The sequence below is a fragment of the Streptomyces sp. NPDC027663 genome (assembly GCF_055566415.1).
Map to the genome: position 1 here is coordinate 205,731 of NZ_JBVHSK010000012.1, position 22,221 is coordinate 227,951.

The following is a 22,221-nucleotide window of genomic DNA, read 5'->3' on the forward strand; positions in this document are numbered from 1 at the left end:
GGCGGTCAGTAACGCAGACGCCGGGCGCGCACCAGCATGATCACCCCCGACAGGGCGAGCAGCATGCCGATGGCGGCGGGCCACAGCTGTGCGCCCGTCTCCGCCAGCCCGCCCTGAGTGCCCTGGGCCTGGGGCCGGATCGAGGGCGCAGGGGGCGGGACGTCTTTGCCGGTGCTGCCGTCGGCGGCTGCGGAGGCGGGACGGGTCGACGTGGAGCGGGCCGGGGCAGGGGCGGACCCTGCCGATTCCGGCCGGGACTCGGCCGGCGCGGCCGGCTCGGCCCTGCCGGCCTTGTCGTGCTTGGTGGTGCGGGTCCGGTCGTGCTGGGCAGTGCCGGTCTGGTCGTGCTCGGTGGTGCGGGTCTGGTCGTGCTGGGTAGTGCCGGTCTCATCGTGCTCGGTGGTGCGCGCCGGCTCGGTCGTCGGGTCCGTCCTCGGTGCCTCGCCCCGGTCGGACGGGGCCGGGGCGGTGGTGGCGTTCCCACCGGGCTCCGCCGTGGCACCTTCACCGGTGCCGGACGTCGCACCGCTGCCGTCACCCGCCGTCGGTGTCGGCGTCGTACCCGTGTCCGCGCTCTCCGTGGGCGTCGCCGACGCCGTCGAACCGGAGTCGTCACCGCCCGAAGCCCCGCAGGTGCGGCCGGAGTTGATGCAGTCGACCATCTCGTCCATCAGGTCCTCGTCGAAGACGTTGATGAAGTCGCCGTGGTCGGTGACGGGCTTGTGCAGCTGCTCGGGGAAGGAGTCCACCGCGAACAGCGGGACGGAACGGCCGCCGTCCGCGAGGCTCGGCGCGTCGACGTCGTAGACGATGCGCTGCACCAGCTGCGGAACGGGCCGGAAGCCCGCCGGGCAGGAGCCGTCCTCGGCCGTGAAGGTCACATGGGTGCGGTGGTTGGCGCTGTCGATGTTGCGGCCGTCCCAGCAGCTCTGGAACCGGAACGTACGGACCACGTCACTGCCCTGCGGGCACAGCGGGTACTTGTCCTTCAGCTGCCGGTCCTCGAAACCGGTGCAGCTCCAGGACGCGTTGGCGTTGCCCGGGCCGTTGACGAAGGCCTTGGCGTCGCCGGTGATGATGCGGAGCAGGCGGGGCATGGCGGTGACCTTCTCGCGCGGGTTGCCCACGAACGTCAGCGTCACCTGCTTCGGCGTGACGATCTGGCCCGCGTTGCCCTCCGTACCGCCGCCCGGAGCCCCGGCGTCCCGCTCCTGGGTGCCGTTCTGCAGGCGCAGCACCGGCCAGTAGTAGGTCGACTTGTCGCCCTGGTCCACACAGCTCGTGTCGGCGTCCGCCAGGTCCTCGTCGCTGGCGAAGGCGCTGTTGCTCTGGTTGCCGATGTAGTCGTGGAAGTGGTGGGCCCCGTTGGAGACGCCGGGGGCGACGATGACGTTGTCGGAGTTGAACAGGCCGCCCGCGTTGACCCCGCAGTCGGAGGTGAACGTACCGCGCGAGGCGTCGTCCTGCGCGGACGGGGCGGGTGCCTCAGGGGGTGCGGCGGTGATGTCCGCATAGTCGGAAGCGACGGGCCCGTTCCCGCCCTGGCCCGCGCCACCCTGGCCCTGGCCCTGGCCGGCGCCGCCGCCCGGCTGCGCGCCGCCGCTCGGGGCGTCCGTGGGTGCGGCACTCTCACCGGGGCGCAGGGTGCAGGTGGCCATGTCGTCGAGGCCCTGCGGACGCTCGCCCGCCCGGTCTATGGCGTCGCCGATCCGCCCCAGGGAGGCGGACCGCTTCTCGTTCAGCGGGTTCACGATCGTGTCGTCGGCGGCGTCGGTGTCCTGGCCGCCGTTGCGTGCCCACTGCTGGAGCTGCTGGTACGCCGCCGCCGTCTGCTGGTCGAGCTGGGCGAGTTCGCGGTCGACGTCCCCACGCGCCGCGTTCGGTACGGCCGTCAGCCGGCTGCCGACGTCGGGGCAGTCGATCGTCGCCATGCCTGCGGACAGGACCTGTCCCGTGGAGTCCGTGCCCGACCCGTTGCCCCAGCCCTCACTGGCCGAGGCGTAGACGTTCACGGCGACCAGCCCAGCTCCGCCCAGCATCAGGGCCGTTGCTGCGAGGGTCGCGCGTCGTGCGCCGGTCGGGCGTCTGCGCCTGTTGCGTACCAAGGTCGTCCCCTGTGTGTGATCGCCGGTCGGGCATGGAGTTCCCCGGCTTCATACGGAGGGCGGGGCCGCCGTGTTCAACCGAATCTCGAATTCACCGGGATCTCACAGGAAACCATGGCCTCCACCTCTTCCCGCCCGAACGTCACTGCGAACATCACAAATACGTATCGGACATTTCACACCTCAACCTTCACACGAGGTACACACGTTGGCTAGGTTGACGCGAGGCCGCCCGGCTCAGGTCTCGGCGAGCCGCCCAACTGCCCTGCGGGGCAAGGAAGGAGCACGTCTTCCATGGCGCCGGAGAGCCGCGACGAGGTTCGGCAACGGATCGACTCCCTCTACGACCAGGCCGAGAACGACACCGGGAACTTCAACGTGACCCGGGCCATGGCCGCGCAGAAGCGGTCGCGAGGCGTCCCGTTGGCCAAGCGGGCGGGCCGGCGGGCGGATCCGGCGCTCGACGAGGTGGCCCGGCAGTGGTTCGACGCGGCCCGCGCGAACGTCGGCCCGACCGTTCCCGCGGCGCTCCCCGCCGACCGCCTGCCCGAGCGCCCAACCGCCCCACCGCGCTCCTGGAACCGGAACCGGGCCGGCGGCGGCGAGCGGGAGGCCCTGGAGCCGGGTCCGTCGGCACGGGCACCGCAGGCACTGGAACGGGGGCCCGGCAGCCGTGCAGTGCCCGAGTTGGCGAGCGGCCGTCCGGTGGGGGAACTGCCGGCCGGACGCACGAGGGCCGAACTGACCGGCGGACAGACCGCGGGCGAGCCGACTGCCGGACGGGCGACGGGCAATCCGACCGGCGGATGGGCAGTAAACGAACTCACTAGCGGGCAAGCAACGGGCGAGCTGACCGGCGGACAGACCATGGGCGAGCCGACTGCCGGACGGGCGACGGGCAACCCGACCGGCGGATGGGCTCTGAACGAACTCACTAGCGGGCAAGCAGCAGGCGAGCTGACCGGTGGGCAGGCGTTGAGCGAGCAGACCGGTGCGCCGGTCGTGGGCGAGCTGACAGGGGCGCGGCCGGTGGTGGACCCGGCGATCCTGTCGCCGACGGCGCTGGACGGTGCGGGCTCGGCGCTGGACGGTGCGGGCTCGGCGCTGGACGGTGCGCCCTTGGCGCTGGACGGTGCGGGCTCGGCGCTGACCGGAGCTGCGTGGACCGGCCTCTCGTCCGGCGCCCTTGAGCCGGCGTCGGCGGATCCGGTCGGCGGGGCTGCCGCGACGGCTCTCCTCCCGGTCACCGCGTCACCACCGGCCCAGCCGAACCCCGTTCAGGAACCGAGGACGCTGCCCGGAGCCGTGGCCGGCCGCCCCTCCCCCGCCGCCGCCAAGGCGGAGAACCGGCGCAAGCTCGACGCGGCCGCCGAACAGATCGGCCGGTACGCCGTGCACATCGCCACGTCCCCTACGGCCGTTCAGCCCGCGCCTGCCCAGACCGCGTGGACCACGCCTGCGCCGACTCCGTGGACCGCCGCCGTCACCGAGCAGCCCGCGCATTCCGGCACGCTCCGCCCGGAGCATCAGACGGGCCAGTGGCAGCAGCCCCAGTGGACGCCGGCCGGCGAGCCGGTGACGGCCGGAATCCTCCCCGCCGCCACCACACCGGCCGCAGGTTTCCTCCCCGCCGCCACCACACCGGCCGCAGGTTTCCTCCCCGCCGCCACCACACCTGCCGCAGGCTTCCTCCCCACCGCCACCACACCGGCCGCAGGCTTCCTCCCCGACACCGCGACACCGTTGACGGACACCGGCGCGCTCCCGGCCGTGGCGGCCCCCGCCCCCCTCACCGCGACCGACTCCCGTGCTCTGCGCGCCGCCAAGGCGATCGCGTTCGCGCGGGCGCAGGTCGGGAAGCCCTGCGTGTGGGGTGCGATGGGGCCGGGCTCCTACGACTGCGCCAGTCTCACCCAGGCCGCGTGGAAGGCCGCCGGGGTCACCCTGCCGCGGGCCGCGCACGAGCAGGCGCTGGCCGGCAGCCCGGTCATGCCGGCCGGGCTCGAACCCGGTGACCTGGTCCTCTTCTTCGACGACGACCGGCATGTGGGCCTGTACGTCGGCGACGGGATGATGGTGCACGCTCCGGGGCCGGGATCGACGATCCGCGAGGAGTCCATCTACGGGGCCGGGGAGGCGGCGATCCACCGGATCGTGCGGCCGGCCTGACCGGGGTCAGCCGCACCGCCGGTGGGCGCGCCGGCTGTCGTGGTGGTCGAGCAGGGCCTCGGTCCACGGGCGCCGGCCTTCCGGGCGACGCGTTCCGGTATAAGCAACCCCTCGACAAGGCATAAGATCACCTTATGAGGTCATAGGCAGGACCCCGGTACCAACTTAGGTCTGCCTTAGTTTAGGCTTCCTGATCAAGTCGCCCATTCGCGTTCGAAGGGAACCTGATCATGCCGCGCCCCCTGCGGGTAGCCATCGTCGGAGCCGGCCCCGCCGGGATCTACGCCGCCGACGCCCTGCTCAAGTCCGAGGTGGCCGCCGACCCCGGCGTGTCCATCGACCTCTTCGAGCGGATGCCCGCCCCGTTCGGTCTGATCCGGTACGGCGTCGCGCCCGACCACCCGCGCATCAAGGGCATCATCACCGCCCTGCATCAGGTGCTCGACAAACCGCAGATCCGCCTCTTCGGCAACGTCGACTACCCGGCCGACCTCGGCCTGGACGACCTGCGCGCCTTCTACGACGCGGTGATCTTCTCCACCGGCGCCATGGCCGACCGCGCCCTGTCCATACCCGGCATCGACCTGGACGGCTCCTACGGCGCCGCCGACTTCGTCTCCTGGTACGACGGCCACCCGGACGTGCCGCGCACCTGGCCCCTGGAGGCCGAGAAGGTCGCCGTGCTCGGCGTCGGCAACGTCGCCCTGGACGTGGCCCGCATCCTCGCCAAGACCGCCGACGAACTGCTGCCGACCGAGATCCCGGCGAACGTCTACGACGGCCTGAAAGCCAACAAGGCCCTGGAGATCCATGTCTTCGGCCGCCGTGGCCCGGCGCAGGCGAAGTTCAGCCCGATGGAGCTGCGCGAGCTGGACCACTCCCCGAACATCGAGGTCATCGTCGACCCCGAGGACATCGACTACGACGACGGCTCCATCGAGACCCGGCGCGGCAACAAGCAGGCCGACATGGTCGCCAAGACGCTGGAGAACTGGGCGATCCGGGACGCCGGCAACCGCCCGCACAAGCTGTTCCTGCACTTCTTCGAGTCCCCGGCGGAGATCATCGGCAAGGACGGCAAGGTCGTCGGCCTGCGGACCGAGCGCACCGCCCTGGACGGCACCGGCAACGTCAAGGGCACCGGCGAGTTCAAGGACTGGGACGTGACCGCCGTCTACCGCGCCGTCGGCTACCTCTCCGAGAAGCTGCCCAAGCTGCCCTGGGACATCGACTCCGGCACCGTCCCGGACGAGGGCGGCCGGGTGATCGAGGAGGGCGGCACCCCTCTGCAGTCCACCTACGTCACCGGCTGGATCCGGCGCGGCCCCGTCGGTCTGATCGGTCACACCAAGGGCGACGCCAACGAGACCGTCGCCAACCTCCTGGACGACTACGCCCACGGCCGGCTGCACACCCCGACCGCGCCCGAGCCGGAGGCCGTGGACGCCTTCCTCGCCGAGCGGAACGTCCGCTTCACCACCTGGGAGGGCTGGTACAAGCTGGACGCCGCCGAGCGCGCCCTGGGCGAGCCGCAGGGCCGCGAGCGCGTGAAGATCGTCGAACGTGAGGACATGCTGCGGGAGAGCGGGGCGTAGGTCCCGGCCCCGACAGGACTCGGAGGGGGCCGGCGCCGCGCGCCGGCCCCCTCGCCGTACACCTCTGGGCCCCGGCCCCTCGACGTACACCCCGGCGTCACGCGTGCGAACGGCTCATGCGGCGGCACCGGTGACAGCAGCCCGGGGCAGATCCAAAGGGGTCCGGAACAGGTCCGGAACAGGTCCGGAACAGGTCCGGGACAGGTCCGGGAGAGCGCCGGCGCCGGGCGGGGGACGACGGCTCGCGAGCGCGCCGGGCACGGCCCCCGGAGGATGAGCGAGTCCCGCGACGTACCGAGGCGTACCCGATGAGACGTCCTCCGGTCGAGTGAACGGGACCCGCCCCTGAGCGGATGGACGGGCGGGCCCCATTCGCCGGACCATTGTGGGCGCCGTGCGCGGCGGACCGGCATGGGTGAGCCGCGCTCACCTGACGCGTGCCACGCAAACCCCAGGTGTGCCACGCAGACCCCAGGCGTGCCGGGCACACCCTGGGCGTACGGCGCAGACCCCGGGCGTGCCGGGCACACCCTGGGCGTACGGCGCACGCCCCCGTGCGCGGGCGCACACCTGTGAGCCACGCCCGGCGCCGGGCCCCGCGGACCTGTCGCCCCGCCTACCGGTGATACTGGGAGGCGCACCCGCCCCCATCAGCAGATTGGCTTATGTCGAACTCCGCCGCCGACCACGCCACCATCCCGCCGACCCTCTGGGCGGCCCGGGGCCGCCACACCGGTCCCGCCCCCGAGGACGTCGTCCGCCGCACCCTGCGCCGGCACAAGGAGAGCGGGGACATCGACGACTTCACCGAGCCGCCCGCGACCGAGGACCCCGCCCGGCGGATCTTCGAGGCACGCTGGCGGGCCGCCGGCACGGTGACCGTACGGGCCCGGCTCACCCTCGTAGCGCTGGAGAGCCGGTCGCACGGCCACGCGTGGCGGCTCGTCGCGGAGGCGGAACGTCCCTGGGACGACACCTGGCCCTCCCCCGCGACCCTGTTCTGGCCCGAGGACGGCTCCGGCGAGGGCGACGACGGCTCCTGGGACCATCACGCCACCGTCGCGGACCTGCGCTTCCGGCAGGTCAACGCGCTGCCCGCGGACGACAAGGAGATGCGGCGCCGGCTGCGGGACGCGGCGCGCGAGGCCTGGTGCGTCAACGTCGTCGTGCACGAGGCGATGACGCCGGACGAACAGGGCCGGCTGCCGCTCGCGCGCCTGCTGCCGCCCGGGCTGCGGCACCGCGTGGTGGAGCACCGCGCCACCCCGAAGCAGCTGCGCGGAGTCAACTGGGCGCTGAAGGACCTCGGCGTCGAGGTGCCGCGCGGCGGCGCGGTGCTGCTGCCGCCGGATCCCGCCCCGGAGGACTACGACGGCCGGAAGCACAGCGTGCGCAACGTCTTCCTGGACGGTTCCGAGCCCGCGGAGCTGGTCGCGGCCGTGCGGGACTTCGTCGCCCGGCCCCGGCCCCTGCCGCGGGACGCCGAGGAGGCGCTGACCGACCTGCGCGAGAACTGGACCCTGATGACCGTCCAGGAGGAACTGGAGCGGGAGCGGGGGCTCGTCGCCATGTACGCCGAGGCGCTGGAGGCGATGACGAAGTCCCGGGACCTGTACAAGCAGGCCGCCGAGCAGGCGCTGGAGGCCCTGGCCGCCTACCGTGACGTTCCGGTATCCGTCCTGCCGCAACAGCGGCCCGCCGCCCGGACGCCGAACGCGCTGCAGCAGTTGACGCGGACGTTCGAGCGGCTGAAGCTCACGGCGAAGGGCCGGCAGCAGCCGGAGCCGGCCGCGGACGCCGCACCGCACGACGCGACGGCCGAGGGCGCGCGGCAGGAGGACGACGGTCCGGGTACGGCGGGCGACCACGGCCGCACGGACGACCGATCGGCGTAGCCCTCCCGGTGTGAGACCGGCCCGCGGAGGAAAGCCGAAGGTGAGCGCCGGAACACCACCGCAGGACCAGCCGAAACCCCCAGGAAGACCGCCGAGGACCACCCCGGACCACCCGGGGCCGCCGAAGACCACCGGGGAGCACCGGGAGGAGACCGGATGAACACCACCACGACCCTGCTGGTGATCGCGGCCGTCGTCGCGGCGGCGCTGCTCGCCGTCGCCGTGGGGCTGCTCGTCCGGCTGGTGCGGACTCGGCGGTCGCTGCGGCGGGCCGGGCTGCCGGTGGGCCCGCGGTGGGTGTTCTGGGGCGCGGTCGCATATCTGCTGCTCCCCGCCGACCTGCTGCCCGACCCCGTCTACCTGGACGACATCGGCGTCCTGCTCCTGGCCCTGCGGAGCATGCGTGCCGCACGGCCCCTGCCGCCGGGGCCGACGGAACCGACGGGCCCGTGACCGGACGGCGCCGACGCGTGCGGCACTGCGCGAACGCGGCTCCGCTGAACGCCCGCCGCACGGCTGGGGCAGGAGTTCTGCCCGATCCCCGCCGCAGATCAGAGGCCTGGGGGCGGCTCAGCGCCCGCCACACGGCCCACGCTGCAGCGGGTCGGCGCCCGCCGCGGGATCGAGGCAAGGGTTCGGCCCGACGCACGCCGCACGGCTGAAGCGGGAATCCGCTCGACGCCCGCTGCACGGCTGGGGCGGGGGCATGCTCAGAGCCCGATGAGGTGATGCGCAGGGTCTCGCCCCCGTGCCTCCCGGTCAGCCGGGGGCGAGGCCCTGCGGGAGTTCAACGGCCGGGTGCGGTGCGGGGGTTGCCCAGGGCCAGGCTGGTGACCAGGGTCGTCAGTGCCGCGAGCGCGGCTGCCGCGGCTGCGATACCGGCGAGCCAGGGCGGTGCCAGGGTCGCCGTCTCGAGGTGTGCCGGTGCGGGCAGGCCGAAGCGGCCGCCGAGCGCCTGTCCCACGGCCAGCGCCGCCGTGACGCCGACGGCGGCCGTCGCCGCGACGAGCCGGACCGGCGCCGTCCGTGCCGTCAGCGCGAGGGCCAGCAGCCCGCACAGCGCCGAGGCGAGCAGGGTGACCCCGAGGGCACCCTGGGCCGGCTGGGTCCAGTACCGCGGGGCGTGGGCCACCCCGCACAGAAGGGCCAGCAGCGCGGCGCCCCGCGCGGCCCCTACGGCGACCACCGGACCCCGCCCGTCTCCGGCGCATTCCCCGGCCGACCGCTCTGCCCCCGGCCGCCTCTTCCCCGGCCGTTCCTCGGCGGACCCTTCCCGGCCCGACCCTCTGTCAGCGGATCCTCCTCCGGCCGGCCCTTTCCCGGCCCACCGTTCCCCGGCGGGACGTTCCCCAGCAGACCGTCCGTCAGCGGATCCCTGTCCGGCCGGCCGCTCCGCGGCCCACCGTTGCTCCACGGTCCGGACCTGCCCGTCGGTCACCGCCCCCGGAATCACCGTGCCGGGCGCGGGTCGCAGGGCGGCAAGGGTGGGAGTGGCGGGGCGGGTTGCCGGCGGCTCGGGCGGCGGGCCTGCGGGCCCCGCTCCGTCCGCGGCCAGACGGCCGATCAGTTCGGCGAGTTCCTCCACCGGCCGGTGAACCGCCACCGCCCGCACGGCCTCCTCCCCGCAGTGCGGTCCCACCGGTGTGCGGTACAGAAGTTGCATCAGCCGGGAGACGTCCTCCAGGGAACGGCTCTCGGCCGCCGCCCGGATCGCCTCGTCGGCGCTGCCGCTGCCCCGGGGTGGCCGGGTCAGCAGCGTCACCAGCCGGGTGACGTCCTCCACGGACCGGTCGACCCCGATCGCGCGCAGCGCGTGTGCCGTGGTCCGGGCGTGCTCGGGCGAGCTTTCCAGCAGGGTGATGAGCCGGACGACGTCCTCCAGCGGGCGGTCGGTGACGGCCGCGCGGACCAGGCCGTACACGGGGTCGCCGTACACGGGGTCGCCATGCACGGGATCACCGCACACGGGGTCGCCGTACACGGGGTCAGGTGTGCCGACCGCGTGCGGGTTCCCGGGATGTTCCTCGGGGGGCCGCGCGGGCAGCATCAGCAGCTGGGGGGTCGGGGTGGGGACGCCGCTGGTGGCGGGTGCCGGAGGTATCAGCGAGTCGTCGGGACGGGGGGACGAAGAGCGGGTGGTCATCTCGACTCCAGGAGAAGGGTGCGGCCGCACGCGCGCCCCCTGTGCGGTCGCGGCATTACGCAGTCCATTACTAGGAGCGGTTCCGTTGCCACGCCACCTGGGTGGGGCACTGGTGTGAGGCGGCCGGGAAGGCGGCCGGAGAGGTCGTCGGGGGGCGGCTGTTCCGGTGCCCGCACCTGCTTCCTCCCGCCCAGGTGCGTTCCGCGCGTCCGGGGGCGCATTCTTGCTGTGTCATCCATGCGGAGGCGCACGGGACGGGGTAGGGCCGATGGCTGGGACCGGCGAGCAGGTGGTCCGTACGCGGGCCCGGCTGGCCGCGCTGCTGGCCGACGCGTCGACAGGCGCGCTCGATACGGCGGGCGGCCGGGTCTCCGGCGTGTACCTGCGGTCCAGTACCCCGCGCCTGCTGCGCCTCGCGGTCCTCGTGGGACTGCCCGGCCAGCTGTTCCGGCCCTGGTGGCGGCTGCACGTCGGCCGTCCCTTCCCCGTCGCCGACGCCTTCCGGCTCGGCGTGCAGGTGGTCCTCCTGAACGCCACGGAGACCATGCGCCGGTATCCGCAGCTGGCAGCCGCTCTGCCGTTCCAGTTCGGGTCGGTGCACGTACCGGTGCCGGGCGGGACCGAGCCGCTGGGGGTGCTCACGGTGCTGCGCCCGGCGGTGCAGGACACCGTGGACGGACTCCTCGACGGGGAACTGCTCTGCCGGCTGGCCGAGGAACTGGGCGCCGAGCTGCTCGCCCTGGCCGACGGGGACGAGGACGCGATCGTCTGGGACGGCGAACCGCTGTGCGTGCGGCCGCCCACGAGCCGGCCCGTGCGGGCCACCTCAGGACGGTTCAGCTGGGACCCGGTGACCTCCGCGGTGGACGCGGACGACCGGCTGCACGCCCTCCTCGGCCTGCTGCCGGGTGAGCTCCAGGGCACCGAGAAGGAACTGGCGGACGCCCTGGCCCCGGCCGACGCGCACCGGATCCTGGCCGCACTGCGCGACACCGCCGCCGGCGAGCCGCCGAGCGCTCCGCTGGACCTGCGGTCCCGGGAGGGTACGCCGCGGCTGCTGGACCTGTGGGCCGCCGGGGCCCGCGGTGCCGCGCCGGCGGTCGGCGGGGTGGTCTTCGACCCCGGCCCGGCGGCCTCCGCGGACGGTGCGGCCGAACTGCTGCCGCAGGGCGTGTTCTGTCTGGACCGGCTGGGACTGATCGTGTACGTCAACCCGGCCGCCGCCCGGTTCGCGGGCCGCGAGCGGGAGTGGCTGCTCGGGCGCGGGTTGTGGGAGGCGCTTCCGTGGCTGACCGGGCCGCCGTACGACGACCACCTGCGCGGCGCCCTGGTCGCCCGGGAGCCGGTGCACTTCCATGTGCAGCGGCCGCCCGACGCAGGGGACGGCTCCGCCGAGGGCGACTGGCTGGCGGTGTCGGTGCACCCCGGCGAGGATCTGCTGACCTGCACGCTGGTCCCGGCCAGCCGGGTGGAGACCGCGCCGGAGCCGGTCCCCGAGGTGCACGTTCCGGAGGACGCGGTGGTGGGCGCCCCCTCGATGACGCCGCTGTACCGGCCGATCGCGCTGGCCATCGCGCTGACGGACGCGGTGACGGCCCGCCAGGTGTCGGCGGTGGTCATGCAGGAGCTGCTGCCCGCGTTCGGCGGCCGGCGCCTGGCCATCTACCTGCTTCAGGAGCGGCATCTCTACCTGGCCTGGGAGACCGGGTTCCCGCACGGCTTCCTCGCCCCGTTCGAGGGCGTCGGCCTCGATGCCCACCTGCCCGGCGTGGAGACCCTGACCACTGGCCGGCCGCTGTTCTTCGAGTCCATGGAACAGCTGGAGGGGGCCTATCCGGGCATCGCGCTGGACGCCGACCAGGGCGCCCGTGCCTTCCTCCCGCTGATCGCATCCGGCCGGCCCGTCGGCTCCTGCATACTCGGCTTCGACCGCCCGCGCCCCTTCAGCACGGAGGAACGTACGGTGCTCACGGCGCTCGCCGGGCTGATCGCGCATGCGATGGAGCGGGCGCAGCGCTACGACAGCGAGGCGGCCCTCGCCCGCGGGCTGCAGCAGGCCCTGCTGCCCCGCCGGCTCTCGGTGCATCCTCGGGTGGAGACGGCGGGCCGCTATCTGCCGGGCACGCAGGGCATGGACGTGGGCGGCGACTGGTACGACGTGCTGACGGCGGGTGACGGGCTGGCGCTGGTCATCGGGGATGTGCAGGGGCACGGGGTGCAGGCGGCGGCCACCATGGGCCAGCTGCGCAGCGCCGTGCGGGCGTTCGCGCTGGGCGACCGGCCGCCGGACGAGGTGCTGAGCGGTATGAACCATCTGCTGATCGATCTGGACCCGGGTCAGTTCGCCAGTTGCTGCTATCTGCGCCTCGACCCCCTCACCGGCCGGGCCAGGATCGCCCGGGCAGGACATCCGCCGCCGCTGCTGCGCTCCCCCGACGGAAGCACCCGGGTGCTGGACGTGCCCGGCGGTGTCGTGCTCGGGGTGGATCCGCACGCCCGGTACCCGGTCACCGAGGTGCTGCTGGAGCCGAACGCGATCCTCGCCCTGTACACCGACGGGCTCGTGGAGCGGCCGGGCGCGGACATCGACGACGGCATCACGGCGCTGCGGACGGCGCTGGCGGGGGCCGGTGACGCCGGCCGGGACGGCGGGCCGTCCCTGGCCGGGGTCGCGGACCGGCTGACGGCCACCGCCCGGCACGCTGCCGACCGCCCCGACGACGTGGCCCTCCTCCTCGCCGCCCGCCGCCCCTCTCCCCCGCCCTGCGCGTGACCGGCCATGTCACCCGGCCCATGCCACCCCTTCGCACACCGTGCGAGCGACCCGCCCGCGCCACCTCACCCCCGTCCCCGCCGTGACCGGCCCGCACCGCCCCGCCGGCGTCGCCGCGACCCCGCCCCCGATCAGCGGGCGTCACCTCGGGACACGCTCTCGCCTGACGGCGCCGGGCAGTGTAGACATGGGCTCATGGTGCGACTGCCCGGCCGGCCCGCGACTCGGCCGCCCCGTTCTTTCGGGCAGCCACGCGCACCGCACGCCCGACGGCAGCAGCGGCGCGGGACGGGCGGCCGCCGGCCCGGATTCCTGCGGTCGGCGCTGACCGGGCGCAGCGTGGCCGGACAGGTGTTCTTGCTGCAGGTGGTGATCGTGCTGGTGCTTGTCGTCTCGGCCGTGGTGGCGCAGGTGCTGCAGGTGCGGCGGGACAGCGACAACGAGGCGATCAACCGTTCCCTCGCTGTGGCCGAGACGTTCGCGAACGCTCCCGGCACGGTCGCCGCGCTGCGCTCCCCCGATCCCACGGCCGTGCTGCAGCCGCGCGCGGAGGCCGCCCGCGAGGCGACCGGCGTGGACTTCCTCGTCGTGATGGACACCGACGGTGTCCGCTACACCCATCCGATGACCGACCGCATCGGCAAGAAGTTCGTCGGCAACATCGCCCCGGCCGTGGCCGGCGGCACGGTCACCGAGCACATCACCGGCACCATCGGCCCGCTGGTGCAGGTCGTGGTGCCGGTGAAGGAGCCCGGCGGCAAGGTGATCGGCCTGGTGTCGGCCGGCATCACCACCGCGCACGTCGGCGGCGCCGCCGACGAGCAGTTGCCGTTGCTGCTGGCGGCGGCGGCCACGGCGCTCGTGCTGGCCACCGCCGGCACGGCCCTGGTCAGCAGACGGCTGCTGCGCCAGACGCACGGTCTCGGGCCGTACGAGATGACCCGGATGTACGAGCACCACGACGCGGTGCTGCACGCGGTCCGGGAGGGGGTGCTGATCGTCAGCGGCGACGGCCGGCTGCTGCTGGCCAACGACGAGGCGCACCGCCTGCTGAACCTGCCCGCGAACGCCGAGCGCCGGCATGTGCGGGAGCTGGGGCTGGACGACGAGACCGAGGGGCTGCTGGCCTCCGGGCGGATCGCGACGGACGAGGTGCACCTGGTCAAGGACCGTCTGCTGGCGATCAACCAGCGGCCCACCGACCTGCGCGGCGGCCCGCCCGGCAGTGTCACCACGCTGCGCGACTCCACCGAACTGCGCGCCCTCTCCGGCCGCGCGGAGGAGGCCCGGGAACGGCTCAACATGCTGTACGACGCCGGGGTGGGCATCGGCACCAGCCTGGACGTGAAGCGTACCGCCGAGGAGCTGGCGCAGCTGGCGGTGCCCCGGCTCGCGGACTTCGCCACGGTGGACCTGTTCGACGCGGTGCTGAGCGGGGAGGAGCCGCGGCCGGGGACGGCGCTGCGGCGCGCGGCCTGTGCCGGCGTCCGCAAGGACGCCCCGCTGTACCCGGTCGGCGAGCGGATCCGGTTCGTGCCCACCTCGCCGCAGACGCGCGCCCTGACGACCGGGCAGTCGGTGGCGGTGTCGCGGCTGCGCGATGAGCCGGGCTGGCGCGCACAGGACCTGGAGCGCACCGACCATGTGCTGGAGTACGGCATCCACTCGCTGATCACCGTGCCGCTGCGGGCGGGCAGTCTGGTGCTGGGGGTGGCGAACTTCTGGCGGGCGAAGAAGCCCCAGCCGTTCGACAGCGACGAGCTGGCCCTCGCGGAGGAGCTGGTGACGCGGGCGGCGGTGTCCATCGACAACGCGCGCCGGTACACGCGCGAGCACAGCATGGCAGTCACGCTGCAGCGCAGCCTGCTGCCGCGGACCCTGCCGGAGCAGGGCGCCCTGGAGATCGCCTACCGCTATCTGCCGGCCCAGGCGGGTGTGGGCGGTGACTGGTTCGACGTGCTGCCGCTGTCCGGTGCCCGGGTGGCGCTCGTCGTCGGCGACGTGGTGGGACACGGGCTGCACGCGGCGGCGACCATGGGCCGGCTGCGTACGGCCGTGCACAACTTCTCGTCGCTCGATCTGCCGCCCGACGAACTCCTCGGTCTGCTGGACGAGGTGGTCGGCCGGATCGACCAGGACGAGACCGCGGCGCTGGGCGCGGCCATGGTCACGGGCGCGACCTGCCTGTACGCGATCTACGATCCGGTGTCCCGGCAGTGCACCATCGCCCGGGCGGGTCATCCGCCGCCCGCGCTGGTGCACCCGGACGGCGCCGTGGAGTTCCTGGACGTGCCCGCGGGTCCGCCGCTGGGTCTGGGCGGGCTGCCGTTCGAGACGGCGGAGCTGGAGCTGACGGAGGGCAGCCGGCTGGTGCTGTACACCGACGGTCTGGTCGAGGACCGGGACCGGGACATCGACGAGGGGCTCGGTCTGCTGAGCGACGCCTTGCGCCGGACGCCGGGCGCCACGCCCGAGGACACCTGCCGTACGGTGCTGGACCGGCTCCCGGCCCGGCCGAGCGACGACGTGGCGCTGATCGTGGCCCGGAGCCGGGTGCTGGGCGGGGACCGGGTCGCGCAGTGGCAGGTGCCGTCCGAGCCGGCGGCCGTGTCGCAGGTGCGGGGCTCGGTGACCCGGCAGCTGGCCGAGTGGGATCTGGAGGAGCTGGCGTTCACGACGGAGCTGATCCTGAGCGAGCTGGTCACCAACGCCATCCGCTACGGACGCGCTCCGATCGGAGTGCGGCTGCTGCGTGACCGCACGCTGATCTGCGAGGTCTCGGACGGCAGCACGACCTCGCCGCATCTGCGGTACGCGGCGAGCACCGACGAGGGCGGCCGGGGTCTCTTCCTGGTCGCGCAGCTCGCGGAGCGCTGGGGCACCCGGTACACCCCGCACGGCAAGGTCATCTGGGCGGAGCAGCCGCTGCCCTGAGCGCCTGCGGTGGCCCGCCGCACAAATCTGTTGAGGACACGACAGGCGATGGGTGATGATCTCCGCCATGTTCTCGCGCAGGAACCGCCGCCCCAGCTCCCCCGAACTCCGCCAGGCCTGGGAGGCGCTGGATTCCGGGGACGTCCCCGGTGCGCTGCGGCAGCTGCGGGCGGCGGGCGAGGAGCAGCCGCTCGGTGAGGTCGCCCTCGTGGTCCACCGGGCCGCGAACTCCGCGGGGTTCGACGACCTCGCCAAGGCCGCGGCGGCCCTGTCCGCCGACCCCGGACAGGCCCAGGTTCTTTACGACTTCGGGTACGCGTGCGTCGAACGCGGCGTGCCGTACCTGGCGATCCCCGCTCTGCGCGGGGCGCTGCGCCGTGCCGAGGACTCGCTCACCGTGCTGCGGGAGCTGGTGTCCGCGTACGAGCGTGAGGGCCGGCACGGCGAGGCGGTCACCGAACTCGCCCGGCGCGAGGCGTCGTTCACGAACTGGCCGGACCGCTACCTGCTGGTGTTCAACGCCGTGATGGCGGGCGATCTGGACCTGGCCCGGCGCCAGCACGCCCTGCTGCCCGACCCCGAGGACTCCATGTGGCAGGGGGCCCGGGACCGGCAGAACCTCGTGCTGGAGCGGGCGGCCGGCGCGGAGCGAGCGGGCTCGCTGGAGCTGACGGATCTGCGGGGCTGGCAGTACGTGATCAGTGGTGCCGTTCTCGGCACGCTGTCCCCGTACGGGTTCACGGCGGGCATGAACGGACGCTGGGCGTGGCTGCAGGACGATCCGGACCGTTGTCTGCGCGGCCTGCTGCGGTTGCGGGCCCTGCTGGAGGCGGCGGAGGTGCGGCCGCGCTCGGTGTCGCTGCTGCCCGACCGGGACTCGCGGATCCTGGGCCTGGCCGCGGCGGAGGTGCTCGGCCTGCCCGCCGAGCCGTTCGAGCCGGACCGCACGGACACCGTGGTCGTCGCCTACGACCTCGACGGGCTCGCGGCGCACGACGGCGGCCCCGACCTCATCGGTCAGCTCTTCGAACGCGCCCCCGGCCAGGTGCTGCACGCGCACGCGAGCTGCTGGACGGACCCGCCCGCGATCACCCCGGACAGCGTGGGCCTGCTGCACCAGTCGGTGATACCGCCGTGGGGCGAGACCCTGGGCCAGGGCGCGGACGGCGGCGTCGAGCGGGGCCCGGCGGACGACCGTCCGGCGGCGGAGATCGCCGCCGGGATCGTGGGCGCCGACCCGGCGCCGGACCCCGGGGACGGCGAGGGCCCGGCGGACCCCGACGCCGGGTTCACCGCGTTCGCCACGGCCGTCAGGGACACGTGGCTGCGCGGCGACCGGGCGCGGGTGCGGTCCGCCGGGCCCGTCCCGAGCTCCCGGTTCGCCTGACCCGAGCGGCGGTCAGCCGCCGTTCAGCCGCGAGCGCAGCAGCTGCTTGCCCAGCTCGGCGCCCTTGCGGCTGTCGGCCTGGGCCTTGCGGAACAGGTCCACGACCTCGCTGTCCTTGTCCCGCTCGGCGTCCTGGATGTACTGCTCCAGGCGCAGGGCGTTGCTCAGGCACGCCTCGACGTACCAGATCAGGTTGTAGTCCTTGTCGCGGGTGCCGGTGACGTCGCCGGTTTCGCTGGTGCTGGTCATCCGGGGTCTCCTCCTTCTGTCGACCCTGTGCCGATTCAGCTTCCGGAGACCCCGGGTACCCGAGCCATCTGCCCCTACTCGCCGATCACCGCGCCGAACCCGACCGCGTGGACGGTGCCGCCGCAGGGCGAGGCCGAAGCGGCCGCCGGCGGCCGGCTTCGCGGCGGTGAGGGAGTCGGTCCGTTCGGCGCCGAGGCCGTCCTTCGAGCCGTACAGGAGCGGGCCGGGACGTGCGGGCCGTCTCAGCCGAGGGCGCGGTCCAGGTTGAAGGCGGCGCTGATCAGGGACAGATGGGTGAACGCCTGCGGGAAGTTGCCCTGTTGCTCGCCGGTGCGGCCGATCTCCTCTGCGTACAGGCCGAGATGGTTGGCGTAGGTGAGCATCTTCTCGAACGCCAGCCGGGCTTCGTCGAGACGGCCGGCCCGGACGAGGGCCTCCACGTACCAGAACGAGCAGATGGAGAAGGTGCCTTCGTCGCCGCGCAGGCCGTCGGGGCTGGCCTGCGGGTCGTACCGGTAGACGAGGGAGTCGGAGACCAGGTCATCGGTGAGGGCGTCCAGGGTGGAGAGCCACTTGGGGTCGGTGGGGGCGATGAACTTGGCGAGCGGCATCATCAGCACCGAGGCGTCGAGGACGTCGGCGCCCTCGTACTGCACGAAGGCGCCCCGGCGCTCCGACCAGCCGCGGTCCATGATCCGCCGGTAGATGGTGTCCCGGGCCTGGCGCCAGCGCCGGTGGTCGGCGGGCAGCCCGCGGTGGTTGGCGAGGCGGATGGCACGCTCGATCGCGACCCAGCACATCAGCCGCGAGTACAGGAAGTTCTTGCGGCCGCCGCGGGTCTCCCAGACGCCCTCGTCGGGCTGGTCCCAGTTGTCGCACACCCAGTCGACCAGCTGGCACAGATCGTCCCACTGCCCGCTGGAGATGGGCTCGGCCCACTTGTCGTAGAGGTAGACGGAGTCGATCAGGGCGCCGTAGATGTCGAGCTGGAGCTGGTCGGCGGCGGCGTTGCCGACCCGGACCGGGGCCGAGCCGTGGTGGCCCTCCAGGTGCGGCAGCTCGCGTTCCGGCAGGTCGGCGCGGCCGTCGATGCCGTACATGATCTGCAGCGGGCCGGAGGAGGCGCCGTCGTCGGGGCCGAGGTGGGTGGTCAGGAACCTCATGAAGGCGGCGGCCTCGCCGCTGAAGCCGAGCCGGAGCAGCGCGTAGACGGCGAAGGCGGCGTCGCGGACCCACACGTAGCGGTAGTCCCAGTTGCGCTCGCCACCCATCTGCTCGGGCAGGCTGGTGGTGGGCGCTGCGACGATGGCACCGGTGGGGGCGTACGTGAGCAGCTTCAGGGTGAGGGCCGAGCGGTGCACCATCTCGCGCCAGCGGCCGCGGTAGCGGGACTGGTGGAGCCACTTGCGCCAGTAGCTGACGGTGGCGTTGAACTCTCGTTCCGCCTCGGTACGGGCGCAGCCGCGGGGGATGACCTCTGCGCCGAGCTGGTCGAGGGCGAACACCGCCGTCTCGCCCTCGCTGAGTTTGAAGTCGGCGCGCGCGTCACGGCCGTCGTTCTCCATGACGACGGTCGAGGTGAGCGCGAGGGAGCGCTCGGGGGACTCGAAGACGAGCATGCCGTCCACGGGGCGCAGGGTGTGCGGGTCGGCGGCGTAGTTGAAGCGCGGGGCGATCAGGGCGTGGAACGGCACGGTGCCGCGCACGCACACCACGCGCCGGATCAGCCGGTGCCGGCTCACCTCGCGCGACTGGTCGCAGCAGACGGGCATGAAGTCCTGCACCTCGCCGACCCCGTCCTCCGTGAAGAAGCGGGTGATCAGCACGTTGGTGTCGGGGAAGTAGAACTGCTTGGTGCGCGCCCGTACGGCGGCGGCCAGCTCGAAACGTCCGCCGCGCTCGGCGTCGAGGATCGCCGCGAAGACGCTGGGCGAGTCGAAGGACGGGCAGCAGTACCAGTCGATCGTGCCGTTGGTGCCGACCAGGGCGACACTGCGCAGGTCCCCGATGAGCCCGTGCTCGGCGATGGGCAGGTATCGGGGGCTGGGGGCGTCCTCGGCGAACGGCGTCGTGGCCATCGGCGGTCTCCCGGTGAGCTGTGCGGCTGTTCTTCCCGCTTTCTGCGACTTTATCCGCTTATGTGACCTTTCTCCGCTTGCGGGGCGTTTTCCAGTGTGCGGGGTGTTTTCCAGCCTAGGAGCGAGTGGATTCCGGTGGCGTGGGAAGGCGCTCCTCACCGCCTCCGAGGCGCCTCCGGATGCAGGCTGCGCCGAGGAGGGCAATGGTGAGAGTGTGCCCCGTTCGGAGGCACCGGCACGGATGCGGTCATCCGGACCGAGGAGGAGGCATCATGTCGACATCCACACCCGAAGAGTCCCGGTCGTCGTCCGACGACGTCTGCACCCCGGACGCCCTGCTCCACTCCGCTCCCGCGAGGGACGTCACCCCGGAGGACCTGGTGATGGCGGCGGGCAGGGACGTCACACCGAAGACCCTCGACTGGGCGCGGCGCAAGCTGGAGTCCGAGGGCCCGGCAGCCATCGAGAAGCTGCTGCCCTAGGGCGGTCCGGGGAACTGCGATACGCGGGAGACGAACGGGGAAGCCGGCCGGGCGTGCAAACGCCCGGCCGGTGTCATTTCGACGGCTGCCGTCCCTTCCGCGGAGAGCCCGGCGGCTGTCAGACTCCCGGGGTGCCCGACTTCGACTTCGACATGCTCGTCATCGGATCCGGACCCGGCGGCCAGAAGGCAGCCATCGCCGCGGCCAAACTGGGCCGCCGGGTCGCCGTCGTCGACCGCCCCGACATGCTCGGCGGGGTCTCCCTGCACACCGGCACCATCCCCTCCAAGACCCTGCGCGAGGCCGTGCTCTACCTGACGGGTCTCACCCAGCGCGATCTGTACGGGCAGAGCTACCGGCTGAAGGAGGACATCACCGTCGCCGACCTGACGGCGCGCACCCGGCACGTGGTCGGCCGCGAGGTGGACGTCGTCCGCAGCCAGCTCGCCCGCAACCAGGTGACCGTGTACTCCGGCACGGCCCGTTTCACCGGCCCGCACACCGTCGCGGTGTCCGAGATCCCCGGCCGGGAGCGGCTGATCGGCGCCGAGCACATCGTCATCGCCACCGGCACCCGGCCGGCCCGCCCGGACAGCGTCGAGTTCGACGGGCGCACCATCTTGGACTCCGACAACGTGCTCACGCTGGAGCGGGTGCCGCGCTCCATGGTCATCGTCGGCGCGGGTGTGATCGGGATGGAGTACGCCTCCATGTTCGCCGCACTGGGCAGCAAGGTGACCGTGGTCGAGAAGCGGCCCGGCATGCTGGACCTGTGCGACGTCGAGGTCGTGGAGTCCCTCAAGTACCACCTGCGGGACCTCGCCGTCACCTTCCGGTTCGGGGAGACCGTCGCCGCCGTCGAACGCCATCCCCGGGGCACGCTCACGGTTCTGGAGAGCGGTAAGAAGATCCCCGCGGAGACGGTGATGTACTCGGCGGGCCGGCAGGGCCTCACCGACGACCTCGACCTGGACCGGGCCGGTCTCGCGGCGGACGCGCGCGGCCGGATCACGGTGGACGAGGACTACCGCACCGAGGTTCCGCACATCTACGCCGTCGGTGACGTCATCGGCTTCCCGGCGCTCGCGGCGACCTCGATGGAGCAGGGGCGGGCCGCCGCCTACCACGCCTGCGGGGAGCCGGCCGGCCGCATGCACCAGCTCCAGCCGATCGGCATCTACACCATCCCGGAGATCAGCTTCGTCGGCCGCACCGAGGACCAGCTCACCGAGGACCGGGTGCCGTTCGAGGTGGGCGTGGCCCGGTACCGGGAACTGGCCCGGGGCCAGATCATCGGCGACTCGCACGGCATGCTGAAGCTGCTGGTGTCACCGGCGGACCGCACGCTGCTCGGGGTGCACTGCTTCGGCTCGGGCGCGACCGAGCTGATCCACATCGGGCAGTCCGTGATGGGGTGCGGCGGCACGGTGGACTATCTGGTCAACGCGGTGTTCAACTATCCGACGCTGGCCGAGTCGTACAAGGTGGCGGCGCTCGACGCGACGAACAGACTGCGCCAGATCGATCACATGGGGGACTGAACCGGGGCCTCGGGGGCAGGCCGCGGGCCAGGCCCCCGAGGGGCGCGGGGATCTCCCCTACGGCGCCCCTCGACCGGGCTCCTCCACCACGTGCACCGCCGCCTCCTCCGCGGCCGCCGCTCCCCCGTCCACGCCCACGTCCGCGGCGACCTCCTCCTTGGTCGTGTCGGTGTGGGCGCCCTCGTCCGGAGCGACCAGGCGGCCGGCCCGGGAGGCGCCGGCCTCGGGGTCGACCGGCTCGCCCTCGCCGCCGGGAAGGTCGCCCACCTCGTCGCCAGCCGGTGCGGTCACGTCCGGGACCTCCTGGCCGAGCCGTTCGTCCAGAGTCTCGCCCTCATGCTGCTCGGCGGCGGTGGTGCCGTGCCTGGTGACACCGAGGGGGCGTTCGGGCGGGGAGTAGCCCTCGTCCAGCATGTCGTCGTAGCTGCGCTCGTCGACCGCGTCCTGCAGGTCCAGGGGCCCTGCGTCCTCCTGCTCCTCGTTGGTGCCGGTGGGCTGGTAGACGTCGTCCGCCATGGGGGTCTGCTCGGACTGCTGGTCGCTCATGGTCGCCTCCTACGGGTACGCGGGCGGTCCCGGTCCGCGTTTCCCGCAGGCGGATCATTAACCCCGCCGGCTCCTGGGCGGGTCCGAGCCGGCCCTGCTCCGCTCCGTCCGCGTCCGGGAGCCACGGACGCGGTGCCCGGGCGGGGGCTGGTTTCCGGCCCGGGCGGGGAGGGGACGGAGCGGAGTCAGGGACGGCCGTCGAGGGAGGTGTTCCCCCGGTGGTGCCGCGCCCCACAGCCTTGTGCCTTTCCTGGGCAGCTGCAATGCATGTGCAGTCAAGCCCGCGGCAGACATTCCCCATGGGCAGGGAAAGCCGCCCGCGGG

The 22,221-nt window shown here is 73.4% G+C and carries 14 protein-coding genes; 9 read left to right on the plus strand and 5 right to left on the minus strand.

Features of this window, described 5'->3' with window-relative positions:
- Positions 1–5 precede the first annotated feature (5 nt).
- The gene (locus tag ACZ4SF_RS28175) at positions 6–2,039 is read right to left on the minus strand and encodes a DUF1996 domain-containing protein (RefSeq protein ID WP_468389381.1); all 2,034 of its coding nucleotides are present in this window, start codon (positions 2,037–2,039) and stop codon (positions 6–8) included.
- Between the two features lie 360 nt (positions 2,040–2,399).
- On the opposite strand from ACZ4SF_RS28175, the gene ACZ4SF_RS28180 reads away from it, so the two are divergent.
- From ACZ4SF_RS28180 to ACZ4SF_RS28195, 4 genes are all read left to right on the plus strand, one after another.
- Entirely contained in the window at positions 2,400–4,274 is a 1,875-nt protein-coding gene (locus tag ACZ4SF_RS28180; protein ID WP_468389383.1) for an NlpC/P60 family protein, read from the plus strand.
- Positions 4,275–4,504: 230 nt separating this feature from the next.
- Positions 4,505–5,869 (plus strand): FAD-dependent oxidoreductase, encoded by a 1,365-nt coding sequence (locus ACZ4SF_RS28185; protein WP_468389385.1) that lies wholly within the window; start codon positions 4,505–4,507, stop codon positions 5,867–5,869.
- A 665-nt stretch (positions 5,870–6,534) separates the two neighbouring features.
- Positions 6,535–7,764, plus strand: a complete 1,230-nt coding sequence (locus tag ACZ4SF_RS28190) for a hypothetical protein (RefSeq protein WP_468389387.1) — start codon at positions 6,535–6,537, stop codon at positions 7,762–7,764.
- Positions 7,765–7,920: 156 nt separating this feature from the next.
- A complete protein-coding gene (locus ACZ4SF_RS28195; protein ID WP_468389389.1) occupies positions 7,921–8,217 on the plus strand; it encodes a DUF1232 domain-containing protein in 297 nt (98 codons plus the stop codon).
- Positions 8,218–8,551: 334 nt separating this feature from the next.
- On the opposite strand, the gene ACZ4SF_RS28200 is transcribed toward ACZ4SF_RS28195, so the two are convergent.
- Positions 8,552–9,907, minus strand: coding sequence for a hypothetical protein (locus ACZ4SF_RS28200; RefSeq protein ID WP_468389391.1), 1,356 nt, complete (start codon positions 9,905–9,907; stop codon positions 8,552–8,554).
- 268 nt (positions 9,908–10,175) lie between these two features.
- Between ACZ4SF_RS28200 and ACZ4SF_RS28205 the strand changes: the two genes are divergently transcribed.
- The 3 genes from ACZ4SF_RS28205 to ACZ4SF_RS28215 all read left to right on the plus strand — a co-directional run bounded on the left by ACZ4SF_RS28205 (position 10,176) and on the right by ACZ4SF_RS28215 (position 17,001).
- Entirely contained in the window at positions 10,176–12,680 is a 2,505-nt protein-coding gene (locus ACZ4SF_RS28205; protein ID WP_468389393.1) for a SpoIIE family protein phosphatase, read from the plus strand.
- A 195-nt stretch (positions 12,681–12,875) separates the two neighbouring features.
- Positions 12,876–15,614 carry a SpoIIE family protein phosphatase gene (locus ACZ4SF_RS28210; protein WP_468389395.1) on the plus strand — a complete coding sequence of 913 codons (2,739 nt, stop codon included), beginning with the start codon at positions 12,876–12,878 and terminating at the stop codon, positions 15,612–15,614.
- Positions 15,615–15,681: 67 nt separating this feature from the next.
- Positions 15,682–17,001 carry a tetratricopeptide repeat protein gene (locus tag ACZ4SF_RS28215; protein WP_468389397.1) on the plus strand — a complete coding sequence of 440 codons (1,320 nt, stop codon included), beginning with the start codon at positions 15,682–15,684 and terminating at the stop codon, positions 16,999–17,001.
- Between the two features lie 12 nt (positions 17,002–17,013).
- On the opposite strand, the gene ACZ4SF_RS28220 is transcribed toward ACZ4SF_RS28215, so the two are convergent.
- A complete protein-coding gene (locus ACZ4SF_RS28220; protein ID WP_468389399.1) occupies positions 17,014–17,250 on the minus strand; it encodes a hypothetical protein in 237 nt (78 codons plus the stop codon).
- Positions 17,251–17,492: 242 nt separating this feature from the next.
- Complete coding sequence (locus ACZ4SF_RS28225) at positions 17,493–19,328, minus strand: glycoside hydrolase family 15 protein (protein WP_468389401.1); 1,836 nt, start codon at positions 19,326–19,328, stop codon at positions 17,493–17,495.
- A gap of 272 nt (positions 19,329–19,600) precedes the next feature.
- On the opposite strand from ACZ4SF_RS28225, the gene ACZ4SF_RS28230 reads away from it, so the two are divergent.
- Both ACZ4SF_RS28230 and sthA read left to right on the plus strand, forming a co-directional pair.
- The gene (locus ACZ4SF_RS28230) at positions 19,601–19,810 is read left to right on the plus strand and encodes a hypothetical protein (RefSeq protein ID WP_201837676.1); all 210 of its coding nucleotides are present in this window, start codon (positions 19,601–19,603) and stop codon (positions 19,808–19,810) included.
- 152 nt (positions 19,811–19,962) lie between these two features.
- Positions 19,963–21,351: a Si-specific NAD(P)(+) transhydrogenase gene (sthA, locus tag ACZ4SF_RS28235; protein ID WP_468389502.1), complete on the plus strand. Its 1,389-nt coding sequence runs from the start codon at positions 19,963–19,965 to the stop codon at positions 21,349–21,351.
- Positions 21,352–21,408: 57 nt separating this feature from the next.
- On the opposite strand, the gene ACZ4SF_RS28240 is transcribed toward sthA, so the two are convergent.
- Positions 21,409–21,897, minus strand: coding sequence for a DUF5709 domain-containing protein (locus ACZ4SF_RS28240; protein WP_468389403.1), 489 nt, complete (start codon positions 21,895–21,897; stop codon positions 21,409–21,411).
- Between the last annotated feature and the right edge of the window lie 324 nt (positions 21,898–22,221).